At 29.9% G+C, this 16,541-nt stretch carries 16 protein-coding genes; 9 read left to right on the top strand and 7 right to left on the bottom strand.

Annotated features, from left to right (window positions below):
• Positions 1 to 278: 278 nt before the first annotated feature.
• The 5 genes from L1S49_RS20760 to L1S49_RS20780 all read left to right on the top strand — a co-directional run bounded on the left by L1S49_RS20760 (position 279) and on the right by L1S49_RS20780 (position 3,358).
• Positions 279 to 440: a YezD family protein gene (locus L1S49_RS20760; RefSeq protein WP_238907244.1), complete on the top strand. Its 162-nt coding sequence runs from the start codon at positions 279 to 281 to the stop codon at positions 438 to 440.
• Complete coding sequence (locus L1S49_RS20765; RefSeq protein ID WP_238907245.1) at positions 440 to 886, top strand: hypothetical protein; 447 nt, start codon at positions 440 to 442, stop codon at positions 884 to 886. Before L1S49_RS20760 ends, L1S49_RS20765 begins: the two co-directional genes overlap by 1 nt.
• Before the next feature lie 54 nt (positions 887 to 940).
• Positions 941 to 1,354 (top strand): Rrf2 family transcriptional regulator, encoded by a 414-nt coding sequence (locus L1S49_RS20770; RefSeq protein ID WP_278335158.1) that lies wholly within the window; start codon positions 941 to 943, stop codon positions 1,352 to 1,354.
• 99 nt (positions 1,355 to 1,453) lie between these two features.
• Positions 1,454 to 2,353 (top strand): radical SAM protein, encoded by a 900-nt coding sequence (locus L1S49_RS20775; RefSeq protein ID WP_238907247.1) that lies wholly within the window; start codon positions 1,454 to 1,456, stop codon positions 2,351 to 2,353.
• 123 nt (positions 2,354 to 2,476) lie between these two features.
• Positions 2,477 to 3,358 (top strand): hypothetical protein, encoded by an 882-nt coding sequence (locus tag L1S49_RS20780; protein ID WP_238907248.1) that lies wholly within the window; start codon positions 2,477 to 2,479, stop codon positions 3,356 to 3,358.
• A gap of 167 nt (positions 3,359 to 3,525) precedes the next feature.
• Here L1S49_RS20780 and hydF read toward each other — a convergent pair whose 3' ends face one another.
• From hydF to L1S49_RS20795, 3 genes are read right to left on the bottom strand one after another with little or no spacing between them, the layout of a single operon-like run.
• Positions 3,526 to 4,722, bottom strand: a complete 1,197-nt coding sequence (gene hydF, locus L1S49_RS20785; RefSeq protein WP_238907249.1) for a [FeFe] hydrogenase H-cluster maturation GTPase HydF — start codon at positions 4,720 to 4,722, stop codon at positions 3,526 to 3,528.
• A 20-nt stretch (positions 4,723 to 4,742) separates the two neighbouring features.
• A complete protein-coding gene (gene hydG / locus L1S49_RS20790) occupies positions 4,743 to 6,155 on the bottom strand; it encodes a [FeFe] hydrogenase H-cluster radical SAM maturase HydG (protein ID WP_238907250.1) in 1,413 nt (470 codons plus the stop codon).
• Between the two features lie 23 nt (positions 6,156 to 6,178).
• Complete coding sequence (locus L1S49_RS20795) at positions 6,179 to 6,424, bottom strand: TM1266 family iron-only hydrogenase system putative regulator (RefSeq protein WP_021803840.1); 246 nt, start codon at positions 6,422 to 6,424, stop codon at positions 6,179 to 6,181.
• A gap of 282 nt (positions 6,425 to 6,706) precedes the next feature.
• On the opposite strand from L1S49_RS20795, the gene L1S49_RS20800 reads away from it, so the two are divergent.
• Positions 6,707 to 7,150 carry a GNAT family N-acetyltransferase gene (locus tag L1S49_RS20800; RefSeq protein WP_238907251.1) on the top strand — a complete coding sequence of 148 codons (444 nt, stop codon included), beginning with the start codon at positions 6,707 to 6,709 and terminating at the stop codon, positions 7,148 to 7,150.
• Between the two features lie 88 nt (positions 7,151 to 7,238).
• The gene (locus L1S49_RS20805; RefSeq protein ID WP_238907252.1) at positions 7,239 to 8,330 is read left to right on the top strand and encodes a hypothetical protein; all 1,092 of its coding nucleotides are present in this window, start codon (positions 7,239 to 7,241) and stop codon (positions 8,328 to 8,330) included.
• A 45-nt stretch (positions 8,331 to 8,375) separates the two neighbouring features.
• On the opposite strand, the gene L1S49_RS20810 is transcribed toward L1S49_RS20805, so the two are convergent.
• The 4 genes from L1S49_RS20810 to L1S49_RS20825 form a co-directional block, all read right to left on the bottom strand.
• On the bottom strand, positions 8,376 to 8,999 hold the full coding sequence (locus tag L1S49_RS20810) for a hypothetical protein (protein WP_238907253.1): 624 nt from the start codon (positions 8,997 to 8,999) through the stop codon (positions 8,376 to 8,378).
• Between the two features lie 126 nt (positions 9,000 to 9,125).
• Positions 9,126 to 10,337, bottom strand: coding sequence for a hypothetical protein (locus L1S49_RS20815; RefSeq protein ID WP_238907254.1), 1,212 nt, complete (start codon positions 10,335 to 10,337; stop codon positions 9,126 to 9,128).
• Positions 10,338 to 10,395: 58 nt separating this feature from the next.
• Positions 10,396 to 11,838 carry a HAMP domain-containing sensor histidine kinase gene (locus L1S49_RS20820; protein ID WP_238907255.1) on the bottom strand — a complete coding sequence of 481 codons (1,443 nt, stop codon included), beginning with the start codon at positions 11,836 to 11,838 and terminating at the stop codon, positions 10,396 to 10,398.
• A 3-nt stretch (positions 11,839 to 11,841) separates the two neighbouring features.
• Positions 11,842 to 12,534 (bottom strand): response regulator transcription factor, encoded by a 693-nt coding sequence (locus L1S49_RS20825; RefSeq protein WP_238907256.1) that lies wholly within the window; start codon positions 12,532 to 12,534, stop codon positions 11,842 to 11,844.
• A 410-nt stretch (positions 12,535 to 12,944) separates the two neighbouring features.
• On the opposite strand from L1S49_RS20825, the gene L1S49_RS20830 reads away from it, so the two are divergent.
• Positions 12,945 to 14,675, top strand: coding sequence for an ABC transporter ATP-binding protein (locus tag L1S49_RS20830; RefSeq protein ID WP_238907257.1), 1,731 nt, complete (start codon positions 12,945 to 12,947; stop codon positions 14,673 to 14,675).
• The gene (locus L1S49_RS20835) at positions 14,675 to 16,531 is read left to right on the top strand and encodes an ABC transporter ATP-binding protein (protein WP_238907258.1); all 1,857 of its coding nucleotides are present in this window, start codon (positions 14,675 to 14,677) and stop codon (positions 16,529 to 16,531) included. Before L1S49_RS20830 ends, L1S49_RS20835 begins: the two co-directional genes overlap by 1 nt.
• Positions 16,532 to 16,541: the final 10 nt, after the last annotated feature.

Consider the following 16,541-nt stretch of genomic DNA (forward strand, 5'->3'; position numbering starts at 1 on the left):
TCACTAGTTAGAGTTTTCAACATAGAAATAAATATTCGTATTTATTTCTATGGTTTTATAATACGAGGAAATTTACACATTATAACTGTAGAAGCATTCTGCAGCTTCATCAAACTCATTTATTGTAAGCTAAAACACCTAAAGAATAAAAAAAGAAAATTGAACGCCTGCCAAATTTTCCTCACATACGTTTGGAAAGGCAGATGCGTAAAAAAAGTCGACGGCTCATAATCGCCTTGGCGACTTTTTTATATAGTAACAATAAGGGGAGTGGTACTATGAAGGTGGAAAAATTATTAAGAGAAAGTCCGGTTAATGAGCAAGTATCCCAAAAATTAAACGAGCTAATAAAAGGAATCAGTTATGGAACAGTTACAATAGTAATTCAAGACGGCAAGATTATACAGATAGAGAAAAATGAGAAATTCAGAATGAGGTGATGAGTATAATTACAAAACTAGATATAGGTTTAATAAACCTTATAAATAAGACAAGTTCAACTATGGATATATCCATTTATAATGAAAGTTTTTGGCATAGTATTTCTAAGGGAGGACTTTACAGTAATAAGCAAGGAAAACTTGTGTGTTTTCAAGAGGTACAATCACCAATGATAAATAGAGATATAGTAAATAGTAGGATTGAGATAAACATTATTGAGGACAAGAAAGTAAGCTTAAGGGTAATTGGAATTATTGAGAGATTTATAATAGATGAAGATGAGTTTAGGGGTTATGAAGAGACAATTAATAAGCTATTTGAAGATGTATTTTTAGATAATATATCTATAATTCGTCCTTATGAGATAATCAGCGATGACTTTGTATTTAGATTAGGGTCTGGGGATATTGATACATTAAGTATTCAGATAGATAAGGTGGTTTAGGGAAACTTGAAAGTTCAAAATTTAAATTAGAGCAAAGGAGAGTTTATTATTAATATATCAACTAAAGGAAGATATGGATTAATAGCTATGGTTTTTATAGCAATGAATCAACAAGAAGAGTACATTCCTTTGAATTTAATTGCTGAAAGACAAAATATTTCTCAGAATTATTTGTCTCAAATCTTTTTTTTGCTAAGGGGGGCTAATTTAGTTAAGAGTGTAAGAGGGTTTCAAGGAGGGTACTCACTTGCTAGAAAAGCCTCAGATATATATGTAGGAGATATACTTAGGGTAATAGAAGGAGAAACAAATTTAGCAAACATTCATAGTCACAATGACATTGAGGAAAGAATAAATATAGCGGTATGGGAAAATATAGATAAACAGATAAATTCAGTATTATATTCAATTACTTTGGAACAATTAGCCAGTTCAGAGGGAGTATTCTTTTTAAATTCTATAAATTAAATATAGTATAGTAAAGTAAATACTGACTAGAGAACTAGAGGTATAAATCATGGAATAGTGATTTATACCTCTATTTTTTATATAAACGGAGGAGATTTTATGGCAGATTTTAATTTAGTTAAAAAGAAAAGCAGTGATTTTACACACCTTGCAAAATCCCATCCATGTTTGGGGGGAGAGGCACATAATAAGTTTGGTAGACTACATTTGCCAGTCAGTCCATCTTGTAATATACAGTGTAATTTTTGTAGAAGAGATTGTAATGGAGATGAAGACAGACCAGGAGTTGCTAATGGGATATTAAATTATAAGGATGCAGTAGATACAGTAAGAAAAGCTTTGGACCTTTGTCCTGAAATAACTGTTGTAGGAATAGCTGGACCAGGGGATACATTGGCAACCCCACATGCGTTGAAAGCTTTCGAATTAGTAGACAAGGAATATCCAGATCTTATAAAATGTTTGAGTACAAATGGGTTACTACTCCCTAAATATTATAAAAAAATTTATGATGTGGGTGTAAGAACTATAACAGTTACAGTTAATGCAGTTGATCCTAAGATACAAAGCCAAATAACTTCCTATATAGTACATGATAAAAAAGTATATTATGGGGAAGAAGGAGCTTCAATATTGATAAAAAACCAATTAGAGGGCATCCGCTTAATTAGTAGATTAGGAGTAATAGTAAAAGTAAACTCTGTATTAATACCTGGAATTAATGATGAGCATATTGAGGTTATATCTAAAACAGTTAAAGAAGCTGGAGCTACTTTATACAATATAATTCCACTTATTCCTCAACATGATCTAAGCCATATCAAGGCACCAGATTGTAATCAGCTAGATAAAGCAAGAATTGAAGCTGAAAAACATCTTGAAGTATTTAGGCACTGCAAACATTGCCGTGCAGATGCTTGTGGTATACCGGGGAAACAAGATTTATCAAGTAAGTTATATGGGACCAATAAATTTCTTGAGACGTTTTCCCATGGTTAAAGGCATTATTAGAAATAATATCATATTAAAAATATAGTTTAGTTAATAGAGTGGTGTCTTCCAAAATATAAAGAAGATTAACCACTCTATATTTTAACTTGAAATTAAAAAGGAGAGTTTTAAATGATTAAGCTTAAAGGAGCAAAAGTTTCTGATGTATATGATACTGGCGAGATTGAAGCATTAAGAATATATGAAAAGAACATATTAAGGATAGGTGAGAATGAATTTATTCCTATGTATGATTTAGATGACACTAGAAAAAAGGATTTACCTTCCATAAAACTATTTAAGAATGGAAATATTAAGAGTTTACTTCTCCAAAAAGAAAGTAAAATATCAATTAAAAATAAAGATTTCTACATTGAAAAAATAGTTTTTCATGAGAAGGGAAGCATAAAGCGAATTTTTCCTTTAGACGGTAGAATATCTGCATACTGGTTAGAAGAAGATGAAAGAAATTTAGCAAAAGAATATGATTTTAAATTTTCCTTTGCAGAGTTTCATAAAAAAGTTATTTCTATATGTTTTTATGAAACACAAGAAATTAAAAGTATAACTCTCTGGCCTCGAGAAGTAATTGACATAAAACATAAAGACAAAACAATTAAAGGTAGAGTAGGAATCTCTTTATACAAAAATGGTAATATAGAATCTTGTGAGCCTAATTATCCTACTAAAATTAAAACACCTATTGGGGATATTTATGCCTATGATAAAAATGCCGTAGGAATTCATGGAGAAAGTAATTCATTAAAATTTTATGAGAATGGGGATATAAAATCCTTAATAACCTCAACTAATATAATTAAAGTAACAAATAAAGAAGGAAAAGAAATTATTCACTCACCTAAAGTTAAGAAAACTTTTTATAATGATGATATTCCTACTACAATAACAGTGAAAATAGATTTCATAGAAGGTAAAATAGTTATAGATGATGAGTTTGAGTATAGTACTGACAACAATACTTTTAAAATAGATATTTTCAAGGAAGAACCCTAATGTTTTTCTAATAGATTTATAGTAAATTCTTAAGAACTTAAGAACTTAAGAACTTAAGAACTTAAGATCTTTGGAATTTTAGAATTTTAGAACTTTAGAAGATAAGTTCTTAGTTTAAAAAAAGAACTTCTATGAAAAATCACAGAAGTTCTTTAAAATAAGCTAGATTATCTTACTTCAGGAAACATGTTTACAACTCTATCTAAAATTCCATTTAGATGAGCAATAGCAGTACCAAAGTTTGTTATAGGCATATCATCAGCTTCAGCTTTAATAAGCCTGCTCATTAATTGTTTTCTTGTGAACATACAGCTTCCGCATTGAATTATAAGCTTAAATTCTTTAAGATCTTCAGGGAAGTCTACTCCAGTTAAATTTACGAATTCAACATCGCCGTACTTTTCTTTAATCCATATAGGAAGTTTTTCTCTTGCTATATCACCTTTTAATGCATGGTGAGTACAAGCTTCTGCTATAAGAACTTTATCTCCAGGTTTTAGAGAATCCATAGCTCTAGCTCCTCTAACGAAGGTAGCTAAATCTCCTTTATATCTTGCCATAAGGATTGAGAAAGATGTTAAAGGAATATCTTCAGGAACTATTTTACTTACCTTATCAAACATTTGAGAATCTGTTATAACTAAATCAGGAGCACATTTTAAATCTTCTAACACATCTATAAGCTCAGTATCTTTAACAGTTAGAGCCATTCCATCATAGTCTAATATATCTCTGATTATTTGAACTTGAGGAAGTATAAGTCTTCCTTTTGGAGCTTGGATATCTTGAGGTGCTACTAAAACAACTCTTGCTTTTGGTCTAAGGATATCTCCAACTATAGCAGGAAGTTCAAAATCTGTAGGAGCAACATCTATTATAGCTTGTTTAAAACTACCTATATTTTTCTTTTCCTTAGCACTTAAAGATACAAAAGGAATGTCAAAATCAGATTTTAAAGAAGTTTCATCTAAAGAAAATTGATCTATTTTGTTTATTACTCCTATTATAGGAATATTTCTTTTAGTTAATTCTTCTTTCCATGTCATCTCCATCGAGAAATCAGTAGATTCTCCTGTAAATACTAAAATAGCTAAATCTGTTCTATCCATTATATCGAAGGTTTTCTTTATTCTAAGTTCTCCTAAAGCTCCTTCATCGTCTAACCCAGCTGTATCAACTATCATTACAGGGCCTAATGGAAGTAATTCCATTGCCTTAAATACTGGATCTGTAGTAGTTCCAGGAGTATCAGACACAAGGGCTATGTCTTGATTTGTTAAGGCATTTACTAAACTTGATTTTCCTGCATTTCTCTTTCCAAAAAAAGATATATGGAGTCTATTGGCTTTTGGGGTATCTAACATGTTTTTATTCCTCCTCTTAATTAGAAACGTAAATCTCTTTCTCCATTTTCTATTCTTTCAAGCTTCTTTAAGCAAGCTTCTTTAGCAGCTTCATTTGGTATTGTTTCAAGGTTTTTAAGTATAGCTTTTTCACCAACTTCTTTAGTTTCTTCATCAGCATAATCTATTAAATATTCTTTAAAAGTAAGTAAGGCATTAGGAAGACATACATTGTGTATTTGTCCAGATTTAGCTAAAGCCATAAATCTTTCCCCTGTTCTTCCTTCTCTATAACAAGCTGTACAGTAACTTGGAACGTATCCTTGATTACATAGGCTTCTCATAACTTCGCTAGGACTTCTTTCATCACTTACTTCAAATTGTGCTGTATTTTCTTTAATTTTATTTTCATCAGCATATCCACCTACTCCAGTACAAGAGCCAGCAGAAACCTGAGATACACCTACAGATAATACTTCTTCTCTAAAATTAGCTTCTTCTCTAGTTGATAATATAATTCCTGTATAAGGAACTGTTATTCTAAGGATAGCCACTAATTTCTTAAATTCTTCATCCTTTAACATGTGAGGATATTTATTTGTATCAACACCTTCAGCTGGTCTTAATCTTGGAACCGATAAAGTGTGTGGGCCTACCCCTGTTTCTTTATCTAAATGTTCTGCATGCATAAGTAAAGCTATAGTGTCGTATTTATGTTCATATAATCCGTAAAGTACACCCATTCCAACATCATCAATTCCAGCGGCTCTAGCTCTATGCATTGCTGTAGTATGCCAGTTGTAATTATGTTTTGGACCATTTGGATGTAGATTTTCGTAAGTAGGTTTATGGTATGTTTCTTGGAATAATATATATGTGCCTATGCCAGCATCCTTAAGCATTTCATATTCTTCTACAGTTGTTGCAGCTATATTTACGTTACATCTTCTTATAGCTCCATTATCAAATTTTAATGAATATATAGTTTTTAAAGATTCAAGAACATACTCTATAGGATTGTTAATTGGATCTTCTCCAAGTTCTAAAGCAAGTCGCTTGTGGCCCATAGCCTCTAAAGCTTGTACCTCTTTTGCTATTTGCTCTTGAGTTAATTTCTTTCTTAATAAATCGCTGTTGCAGTGTTGATAACCGCAATATTCACAATTATTAACACAGTGATTAGAAAGATATAAGGGAGCAAATAAAACGATTCTGTTTCCATAAATTCTTTCTTTAATTTCTCCAGCAACTTTAAACATTTCTTGAACTAATTCTTCATCTTCTACAGATAAAAGTACAGCCGCTTCTCTGTGGGTTAATCCTTTAAAGTCCCTAGATCTTTCAAGAAGGTTTTTTACATATTCTTTATCTTGGGCTAATTTTTCACCTTCTTCAATACTTGAGTAAATTTCTTCATCAATAATAAATTCTTCTGCCTTATATTCTCTTATCATAATAAAAACACACTCCTCTAATATTACTTCTTTGTAATAGCAGACTTAACTTGAACGTACTTTATTCTTCCAAGCTTACCTGTTAAAGCACCTATTTCATCCGTTGTGCCATCTACAATAATAGAAATTACAGATACCCCTTTTTCTCTATAGGGAATACCCATTCTACCTACTATTATCTTGGCATAGTCATGAAGTATTTCATTAACAGAAGGAGCAGCCTCTAAGTTATCTAAAACAATGGCAACTACACCAACCCTATTTTCCATGATTACCTCCAAAAAATAAAACCCTCTGTCAGCAGAGGGTTAAAATTTTAACAAACTAGGAAAAAACATAAATTTAATTAATCCAGTTGTCATATTAATCCTTTTGCTTAGAAACTTCCTTGCAATTAGAATGAAACTATATAACTAATTCCTAAAGTCAATTAAAAGAGAAAAGCTCTTCTAATTCAGTTTAAGAAGAATTACAATATATATTGTACATCAGTTAAATCTAGATATCAATAAACGGATATAAATAAAACATATGAAAAGAGGTTTAAAAATATGAAATGGTATATAAAAGAATTTAAAGATTTAAGTATAAATGAACTTTATGAGATAGTTAAATCAAGGTTTGAGGTTTTTGTTTGCGGACAGAAAATAGATGAACAAGACTTTGATGATGTGGATAAAAAATGTGCACATATATTTTGTATAGATAATGATAGAGTAGTAGCTTACAGCAGAATAATTCCAAAAGGAATAAGTTATGATGCACCTTCAATAGGAAGAGTTTTAGTTTTAAATAGCTATAGAAGAAGAGGATTAGCTGTAGAAATGATGAATAGAGCCATTGAATATATAGAGGATGTCTATAAAGAAAAAGAAATAATATTATCTGCACAAGAGTATGTGGTAGATTTATATAAATCAGTAGGATTTGAAGAAATATCTGAGGTTTATTTAGAGGCTGGAATTCCTCATAAAAAAATGAAGAAATATTTGTAGTTATAGAAACCTCTAACCATCACTATCCTTTGTGTCTTTGCATATTATGGAAATATGTACCAAAGAACGATAAAGAGGAAGTGGTCGTATGACACCTAATATTATTAATTACTATGGGGGAGGAAATACAGCACGAGGGTTCGTGAATTACTATGACTCTATATTAGAAAATATAAAGGACATATATGTTATAAGAAATGCTCCCCAGGTGATAAAGACATCGGTTATAAAAAATATTGCACAGGCCTATTTAGCAAAAGGTTACGAGATAGAACTTATAAATAGTTATATGGGAGATGAATATGTAGAGGGTGTGGTTATTCCTAATGGGAATGTAGCTTTTATTGATGGAAACCCTATATACGGAACAAAACTAGAGAGTATAAAAAAAGATAAACAATATATAGACTTATCTCAAATTATGGATGAAAACTCATTGAAAAAAAGACACAAAAATATAGAAAACTTAAAAGTATTAATGAAGGAAGAAATAAAAAAAGCTCATGTTGCATTTGGTGAGGGGCTTAAAATTCATGATAAATGGGAAGAAATATATATAGAAAACATGGATTTTAGTAGAGCGGATGATTTTGCAAAGGAATTAATAATTAGAATATTAGCAGAAACAAAGTTAAATAAAAAATCAAAAACTGTGCATAGGTTTTTAGGAGCAGCGACTCCGGATGGACCAAAGGATTTTATACCTAGCATTACTAGAAATGTTGGGAAGAGGTACCTTATAAAGGGCAGACCAGGCACAGGAAAATCAACTATATTAGGAAAGTTGTTAAATGAAGCTGAAAAAAGAGGATATGATATTGAAGCTTATCATTGTGGGTTTGATCCTAAAAGCTATGATATGATAGTGCTTAGAGAGCTTAGTATTGCAGTTTTTGATAGTACTAGACCTCATGAATATCTAGCAGAACGACATACAGATGAGATTGTAGATACCTATGAAGAGCTAGTTTATCCTGGAACTGAAGAGAAATATAAAGACAATATTGAAAATATTAAACAAGAATATACTAAAAAAATAAAAGAAGCAACAAGTTACCTAGCCGCAGGTAAAAAATATATGCTAGAACTAGAAAGCCTATATCTTCAGTCTATAAACAAGGAGAAGTTAAGAAATCTTGAAAAAGGATTAGGAACATTAATTGAGATGTTTGTTAAATAGAGTAAAAAAGAAATCCATAAATTAAGTGGATTTCTTTTTTGTTTCCTATTTTCTATTTAACTCAAAAAATATTCCGTCCCATAAAGTTATCAAGGTATTGTCGTCCTTAACATAAAAGGTGTTTCCAAAAAAGGAAGCCCAGTTAGAATTAACATTTTGAATAACATCAACCTTTTTAACAGAAGCTGAGCTTATTCCTATAGTTTTTAAAGAAACTTTGTTTTCTGAATTAAAATCAGTATCAGATAAAGTAGTTTCTTCAAAGGTAGGATTAACTAGATTCTCCTTATCGAAGGACACCTTTTTTTCTGTTAGATATAGTTCTTTTCCTATATAAGACTTTATCTTATCTTCAGACATAGCATACACTGGAGTAGTTGCAATTTTTTTACTTACAACCCAGGTTCCGAAATAAGACTTAGAAGATGTATTAGTATTGTCAGTATTAGTTATAGGAGAAGAGGGTTTTTCAGGAGCCTTATTCGAATTAGAAGTAGTTTCATCTTGATTAGAATCGCTAGTATTTTCATTTTTTGTAGTTTGTGTATTAATCTCTTCTTTTATTTCATTGCTGCTAGTATCTTCTTTTGTATTTTTAGAGCAAGATACTAAAGCTAAAGTTAGCATTATAATTGATATCATTAAGATAAATAGTTTGTTTTTTTTCATAATTTCCTCCGCTTGACTTTACTTTAATCATTTATAATTATAGAACTATAAATCTGTAACTTAAAGTTTTTAATGAAAGAATTAAGAAAAAATTAGTTTTTGAGATTATTTTGTAAATTAATGATGTTATTTTGATTTTTCGTATAGTGTGTATCGGACTGATTTTGGATATTCAGTACTTTCGCCTGACTCAGGGGTTGGATATATTGCTATAGAACTAAAAAGCTTGTTGCTATTTTTGTCTAAATAAAACCATACAGAAGAATTTTCTGCATTAGGAGAACTATATAAAAGTTGATTATCGGCAATAGAATCTTCAACTATATTTGCAGCATAAAGTTTTTGTTTAGTTAAAGAAGCTTCAAAATTAGTGGATATGTTTGTAAAAAGAGCATAAACCAGTGTAGTACCAACTATATCAAAGTTATTCCAAAATAAATCTTCATCTTTTTCTTTAGGAGATATTTTTAATAAAGTTGTTACATTTTTTGTCTGTAAGTCAAGTTTAGAAAATGACAGCTCTTTACTATCTCTATCTTTTTGTGTGAAGTAAATACATCTACCATCTTCACTCATTTTAAAGTTCTCAACTTTAATTCCAGGAATGCGTATTATTTCTTTAGGATTCATGTCGGCAATAGAGAATTCTAATATATTCTCAGAATATGGGGTTGAGGTATAAAATTTATTTGTTATTTTACTATAGAGAATATTTTGAGATAGATACAAATCTTTTAATGGAGCACTTTTATGAAGCTCACCTGTTTTTAAATCAAATATACGAATAATATTTTCGTGATATCCATCATATTGAATTAAAGAAAGTATACTTAAGTAATTATTATCTCCAGAAATCTTAAGTGGATTAATTGATGTAGCGTTTTCTAATTCTTCTTTTATATCTGGAATATTAATAAGAAATTGGTTTTGTTTTGTGTCTGAATTATATATCCATAACTCAGTATCATTAAAATAAGTTAATATACCTTTGTTTATACCTTTGAATTTAGCTGAATTGCTCGCGATTGAACTAATAAAATTATCTGAATTTAAGTGAAATGAATCTTTATAGTCATCTGATGAAAATATGATAAAACTATCAAAAAATGGAGGAGAAGGAATGAATGTAGATGACTTTATGCTATTGATTTCGGCTTCGGGAGTAGTTATATCTGAAACCCTAGTAAATATCCTACCATCTTCATCTAATTCATTACTCATCTTCTGTACATCATCCTGTACTGTAACAGTCTTTTCTTCCGTAGTACAACCAGTTAAAAATAAAGAAGAGATTAATATTGATGTTGTAAGAGCTTTTAATAAAGTGTTTTTTATCATAAAATTTCCCCCTTTCAGTGTTATTTTTATGATAACTTTTAATAATTACAAAACTTAGTTAAATTGTTTCAGAGATATTACAGAAAGAAGGAAAAGTTATTATAAGTTTAAAGGTTTCTTTAGTTAGTTGTATAATGATTTCTCCATTTAACGAATTAACTATCTCTTTGCATATATATAAACCTAGACCATTGCTGTCTTCTGTTGAGTTAGTACCTTTAACAAAAGGTTCAAACAGCTTGTCTTTTATAAATGAAGTAGAGCTATCATAAGAATTTTCTACTGTTAAATAAACTAAGTTATTTTGAGTTTTTAGATTTATAGCTATAACTCCATTATCTAGAGAATATTTTATAGCGTTATCTAAGATGTTTGTTAGTAATGAAGTTATGTTTTCAGTATCTGATAGTATTAAAGTATCCTCCATATCTAGATTTAGGGAATAAGCTTTATTTTTCCACTTAATTTTTAGGTTATCAAGAATTCTTGATATAAATGTGGATAATTCTATTGGAATTAATTCTTTCTGTGGATTATTTAAGTTTTTAGAACTATTTATTAGCTCTACTATTAAGGAATGCATTCTTTCACTTTCTTGAAAGATGCCATTTATAGCTCTATCTCTAAAATTCTTATCCTCTACCTTGGGAGAAAGTAATAACTGACTATAGCCTGATATAGTAGTTAAGGGAGTTTTAAGCTCATGGGTTACATTATTAAAGAAGCTGCTTTTACTTTTTTGAAGAAGTAGAGCATTTTCTTTTTCTTTCATAAGATATTCCAATTGATTTTTTATTTCTTTTTTCATATTAGAGAATTCTCTTGATAATATCCCTATTTCATCTGAAGATGAAGATTCAAAAGAGTAATCAAAATTACCTAAAGAAACTTCCTTAACACCTTTAATTAATGAGGATATAGGTTTAGTTATACGAGAAGAGATTAAATATGTAATCAAAAGTATTAGAATACCCAAAAAAACCTGAAGCAAGGTTATAATATTTAATATTTTTATATAATCTAAATAATTTTCACTAAAATCTTTTGTCAGATAAAGAGTATAATCACTTTTATCATTTATATAAATTGGATAGGAAATTGAGGCAGTATATGTATTTTTAACTCTATATAGCTTTACTACAGCTTTGTTCTTTGAAGCTTCATTAATTAATGCTATATCCTCTTCTGAATTATTTGTGGTGGTTAAAGCACTGTTATTATCTAAGAAATAAAGGCTTCCATAGGTTTGGTAGAGCTTTTTTATATCCCATAAAACCTCAGAGCCAACATCAATCCAATCAGAGTTAGAATAAGAATCTTTTAATAAAAGTTTGTTTTTTATTAATTCTCTTGAATTTATCATTAAATTGTTCATTGAATTAGTCGTGTTTTTTTCAAAATCATTTTTAAGAAAAAATCTTATAGATAAATTAAGCACAATGGAAAAAATAATAAATAAACACATAAACCACAAGGTTATTTTGCTTTTTATACTTTTCATAAATTACCTCATTACATATCCAACACCAAATACAGTCTCTATATGAGAAAAATCAGGTGTATCTATTTTAGCTCTAAGTCTCCTTATATGAACATCAACTGTTCTATCTTCTCCAAAATACTCATAACCCCAAATAGTATTTAATAAAGCATCTCTAGTGAAAATTTTATTTCTATTTTTAGATAGTAAAGAGAGAATTTCAAATTCTTTTGGATTCAGTTTTATCTCCTCGTTATTTTTAAGAATTATTCTGCTATCAAAATCAACATTTAACACTGGGCTTATGGCTACAGGCTGGTTTGATAAATCATTTGTTAGTGTAGAAGAATATTTAGTTGTGGATCTTAAGGCTGCTCTAATTCTAGCTATAACTTCTTTTATATGAAAAGGCTTAGTTATATAATCATGAGCCCCTAACTCTAAGCCTAGAACCTTATCGACAACGTCATTTCTAGCAGTAATTAAAATTATAGGAATACTAAGTTCTTTATTTATATATTTGCATAGCTCAAATCCATTTATATCTGGCAAATTAACATCTAAAAGAACTATATCTGGAGCAAAATTAATTAAGTTTTCCTTTAAAGATTCTCCGTTAAAAAGACTTAAAACTTGAAATTTTTCTTCTTCTAAAGCAGTGGTTAAAATATCATTTATATAAAATTCATCCTCAACTACAATAATCTTTTCTCTCATAAATAAATACCTCTCAAATTATACTAAATATATTTTAACATGAGCTTGTTACAAAGTTGTTATAATTTAGAAAATACTAATTTATAGGAGTTTCTTCTCAAGCGTCATTAGATTCCTTCTTCCTCAGCTTCATCAAAGACATTCTAGCTAATAAAAACTTAAATATTAAAAAAACAGAAAAACAGTTAACCAGTTAACCAGTTAAGAATATAAGAAGTTAACCAGTTAACCAGTTAAGCAGTTAACAATTTAACTGGCTAAAAATAGATTTAAATTAGTATAGTGCTTGTGAAGATTAAGATAATTTTTAAATTAAAAGTAATAACAGATTTTGAAAATTAGTCATAGTTTTCCATGAGGTTGAGTTATAATTTATATTGAACGGTTTGCTTATTTAAATAAAGATGGAGATGAAGTTTTTGAAGCATTATAAGAAGTATATAGAAAAATATAAAAAACCATTTGTTATAGCGCTATTTTTTCTATCCATAGAGGCCATTTGTGATCTCATGCAGCCAACTATAATGTCAAAGATAGTTGATGAAGGTGTTGCTAGTAGAAATATGGATTATGTTTTAATTAATACGCTGATTATGTTTGGAGTGACTGTTATGGGAGCTATAGGAGCTACTATGAGGAGTATAATAGCAAGTCATGTATCACAAAAGTTTGGGAGAGATTTAAGAGTTGATATGTATGAAAAAATTCAAAGCTTTTCCTTTGATAATATAGATAATTTTGATAAAGCTTCATTAGTTACTAGACTTACTAATGATGTTAATCAGGTGCAGATGTTTGTAAATGGAATGATGAGGGTTTTTGTTAAGGCACCCATGCTATGTATAGGAAGTTTAATAATGGCTGCTAGATTAAATTTATCTTTATCAGTAATTTTTTTAATAATAATTCCACTCGTCATTGGGATAATAATTTTAAATATGAGGATAGGATATCCTAATTTCAGAAAGATACAAAAATCTTTGGACAATGTTAATAGTAATATAAGAGAGTATTTATCCGGAGTTAGAGTTGTTAAAGCATTTAATAGGTTTAAATATGAAGAAGAACGATTTGGTAAAAAAAATGATGAACTTTTTAATATTTCTACTAAGGCTATGAAAACTATAGCCATATTTAGTCCAACTATTACTGCTACAGTTAATATTGGAATAATAGCAGTGCTTTGGTTAGGAAATATAAAGATAAATAGCGGAAGCATACAGGTTGGGGCAGTTATGGCATTTATAAATTATATGACTCAAATACTGTCTTCTCTTATGACCATGACCTTTGTGTTTAATATGTTTGTTAAAGCTAGAGCATCTTCAGAAAGAATAGTTGAAGTTTTTGATCAAGAGCTAACTATAGAAAATGGGAATGAAGAGGTTAAAAAGGGAAAATTACAAATAAGTTTTGAAGATGTAAGCTTCACTTATAGTGGGGGAGTTAGAGAAGCTGCCCTTAAAAATATTAACCTTAATATTAATTCTGGAGAGCTTTTAGGAATAATAGGTTCTACAGGCTCAGGGAAGAGTACTTTAGTTAAATTACTCCTTAGATTTTATGATGTTACTAAAGGAAAGATAAAAATCAACGGAGTTGATATAAAGAATATTTCGATGGAAAGTTTAAGAGATAGGATTTCTATAGTTCCTCAGACTTCTTTATTATTTACGGGAAGTATAGTAGACAATATAAGGTGGGGGAAGGCTGATGCTACTATGGAAGAGGTTATAAATGCAGCTTCACTAGCGGAGGCTCATGAATTTATATTAAAACAGGCAAAAGGATATGATACAAAATTAGGTCAAGGTGGAGTGAATCTTTCAGGAGGACAAAAACAGAGAATATCAATAGCTAGAGCGTTAATTAAGAAACCTCATATATTGATATTAGATGATTCAACTAGTGCTGTAGATGTTACCACTGAAAAGAAAATAAAAGAAGGATTAAAGAAGTTCTCAAAAGACTTAGTTACTATAATAATATCTCAAAAAATAACTTCAGTAATGGAAGCAGATAATATACTGGTACTTGATGATGGAGCGATAGTAGGTTTAGGTTCTCATAATGAACTTATGGATAGTTGTAGTGTGTATAAGGATATATTTAATTCTCAGATCGGGAAGGAGTTAATATAATGGGAGAAAAAAATAAGAAGATAGATGAAATACCTTCCATAAATATATCTGGAAGAAGAACTACAAAGGGCATGGATAGATTTGCTCCTAAAGCTAAACCTAAGAATTTTAAGAAAACTCTAAAAAGACTTTTTGGATATATTTCTAGTGAGAAAAGAGCTCTTGTATTTATATTTAGTTTAATAATAATAGATAGCTTTATAGGACTTATGGCACCATATCTAATAGGTAAAGCTGTTGATTATATGGCAGATTTTCAGGGGACTAAAAATTCAAGTGGCTTAATAATAGTGATATTTGTTTTACTTATTTCTTATATAGTAAGCGGAGGAATAAATATTGTTGAAGGTAGAATCATGGCAAAAATATCCCAAGGAATTGTTAGAAAGTTAAGGGTGAATTTATTCTCTAAACTGCATAAGCTACCTATAAGCTTTTTTGATACTCACAGCCATGGAGAAGTTATGAGCAGACTTACTAATGATATTGAAAATGTAAGTAGTACTGTTTCTAGCTCAACCACTCAGTTAATGTCTGGAGTAATAACAATATCAGGCTCTTTTATAATGATGCTTATTTTAAGCCCACTTTTGACACTTGCAAGTTTAATAACAGTACCTTTGGTAGGAGGGCTAACAAAAGTAATAGCTAGCAAAACTAAGGTTTTATTTAAGAAGCAACAAGTTGAGCTTGGAAATTTAAATGGATATATAGAGGAAACTATATCTGGAGTAGATATAGTGAAGGCTTTTAATCGTGAAAAAGAAGCTATGGATTCCTTTAGGGGGATTAATGACAGGCTTTGTGAGGTTGGATTAAAGGCTCAAATTTGGTCAGGATTTTTAATGCCTATTATGAATGTAATAAATAATATAGGGTTTATGGCTGTAGCCTCTGTTGGAGGGATACTTGCGGTTAAGGGACTTATAACTGTAGGATTAATAGCTAGTTTTTTAAGTTATTCAAGACAATTCTCTAGACCTTTAAATGATTTGGCAAGTATATTTAATAATTTGCAATCAGCAGTGGCTGGAGCTGAAAGAGTATTTGAGATTTTAGATGAAAATGAAGAAAGTATGGATAGCGAGGAATCTAAGAAAATAACAAATCCTAAGGGTGAAGTTGTATTCAAAAATGTGAGTTTTGGATATTCAAAAGATATAAGTGTACTAAAAAATATAAGTTTTAGTGCTAAGGAGGGAAGTTCTACTGCTTTAGTGGGAGCTACAGGAGCAGGAAAAACCACAATAATAAGTTTACTTACTAGATTTTATGAGGTTACGGATGGAAGTATATTAATAGATGGAGAGGATATACGTAAATATACGAGAGACAGCTTGAGGAATATATTTGGTATAGTACTCCAAGATACTTATCTATTTAGCGAAAGTATAAAAGATAATATACGTTATGGAAATCCAAAGGCTACAGATGAGGAAATAGAAAAAGTGGCTAAATTGGCATGCGCAGATAGTTTTATAAAAAGGCTTCCAGAAGGATATGAAACTAAAATTGTAGAGGGGGGAAGTAACCTTAGTCAAGGACAAAGACAACTTATAACTATCGCTAGAGCTATGTTATCTAAACCTTCTATATTGATTTTAGACGAGGCAACAAGTAGTGTTGATACGCGCACAGAAAAACAGGTTCAAAAGGGTATGTTAAATATAATGAAGGGAAGAACTAGCTTTATTATAGCTCATAGATTAAGTACTATTAGAGATGCAGATAATATACTTGTTGTTGGAAATGGGGGGATTTTAGAAAGTGGAAATCATTATGAACTATTAGATAAAAAAGGTGTATATTACAATATGTACTTTAGCCAGTTTAATAATGAAACTAATGATATTTAGTTACGGTGTA

It is taken from the genome of Clostridium sp. YIM B02506 (assembly GCF_022324845.1).
In the GTDB taxonomy this organism is placed as follows: Bacteria; Bacillota; Clostridia; order Clostridiales; family Clostridiaceae; genus Clostridium_T; species Clostridium_T intestinale.

Bases quoted from the DNA above. Each gene is read 5' to 3' on its own strand.
- L1S49_RS20760 (WP_238907244.1), top strand. From the start codon at position 279: ATGAAGGTGGAAAAATTATTAAGAGAAAGTCCGGTTAATGAGCAAGTA.
- L1S49_RS20765 (WP_238907245.1), top strand. From the start codon at position 440: ATGAGTATAATTACAAAACTAGATATAGGTTTAATAAACCTTATAAAT.
- L1S49_RS20775 (WP_238907247.1), top strand. From the start codon at position 1,454: ATGGCAGATTTTAATTTAGTTAAAAAGAAAAGCAGTGATTTTACACAC.
- L1S49_RS20780 (WP_238907248.1), top strand. From the start codon at position 2,477: ATGATTAAGCTTAAAGGAGCAAAAGTTTCTGATGTATATGATACTGGC.
- hydF (WP_238907249.1), bottom strand. From the start codon at position 4,722: ATGTTAGATACCCCAAAAGCCAATAGACTCCATATATCTTTTTTTGGA.
- hydG (WP_238907250.1), bottom strand. From the start codon at position 6,155: ATGATAAGAGAATATAAGGCAGAAGAATTTATTATTGATGAAGAAATT.
- L1S49_RS20795 (WP_021803840.1), bottom strand. From the start codon at position 6,424: ATGGAAAATAGGGTTGGTGTAGTTGCCATTGTTTTAGATAACTTAGAG.
- L1S49_RS20800 (WP_238907251.1), top strand. From the start codon at position 6,707: ATGAAATGGTATATAAAAGAATTTAAAGATTTAAGTATAAATGAACTT.
- L1S49_RS20805 (WP_238907252.1), top strand. From the start codon at position 7,239: ATGACACCTAATATTATTAATTACTATGGGGGAGGAAATACAGCACGA.
- L1S49_RS20810 (WP_238907253.1), bottom strand. From the start codon at position 8,999: ATGAAAAAAAACAAACTATTTATCTTAATGATATCAATTATAATGCTA.
- L1S49_RS20815 (WP_238907254.1), bottom strand. From the start codon at position 10,337: ATGATAAAAAACACTTTATTAAAAGCTCTTACAACATCAATATTAATC.
- L1S49_RS20820 (WP_238907255.1), bottom strand. From the start codon at position 11,838: ATGAAAAGTATAAAAAGCAAAATAACCTTGTGGTTTATGTGTTTATTT.
- L1S49_RS20825 (WP_238907256.1), bottom strand. From the start codon at position 12,534: ATGAGAGAAAAGATTATTGTAGTTGAGGATGAATTTTATATAAATGAT.
- L1S49_RS20830 (WP_238907257.1), top strand. From the start codon at position 12,945: ATGAAGTTTTTGAAGCATTATAAGAAGTATATAGAAAAATATAAAAAA.
- L1S49_RS20835 (WP_238907258.1), top strand. From the start codon at position 14,675: ATGGGAGAAAAAAATAAGAAGATAGATGAAATACCTTCCATAAATATA.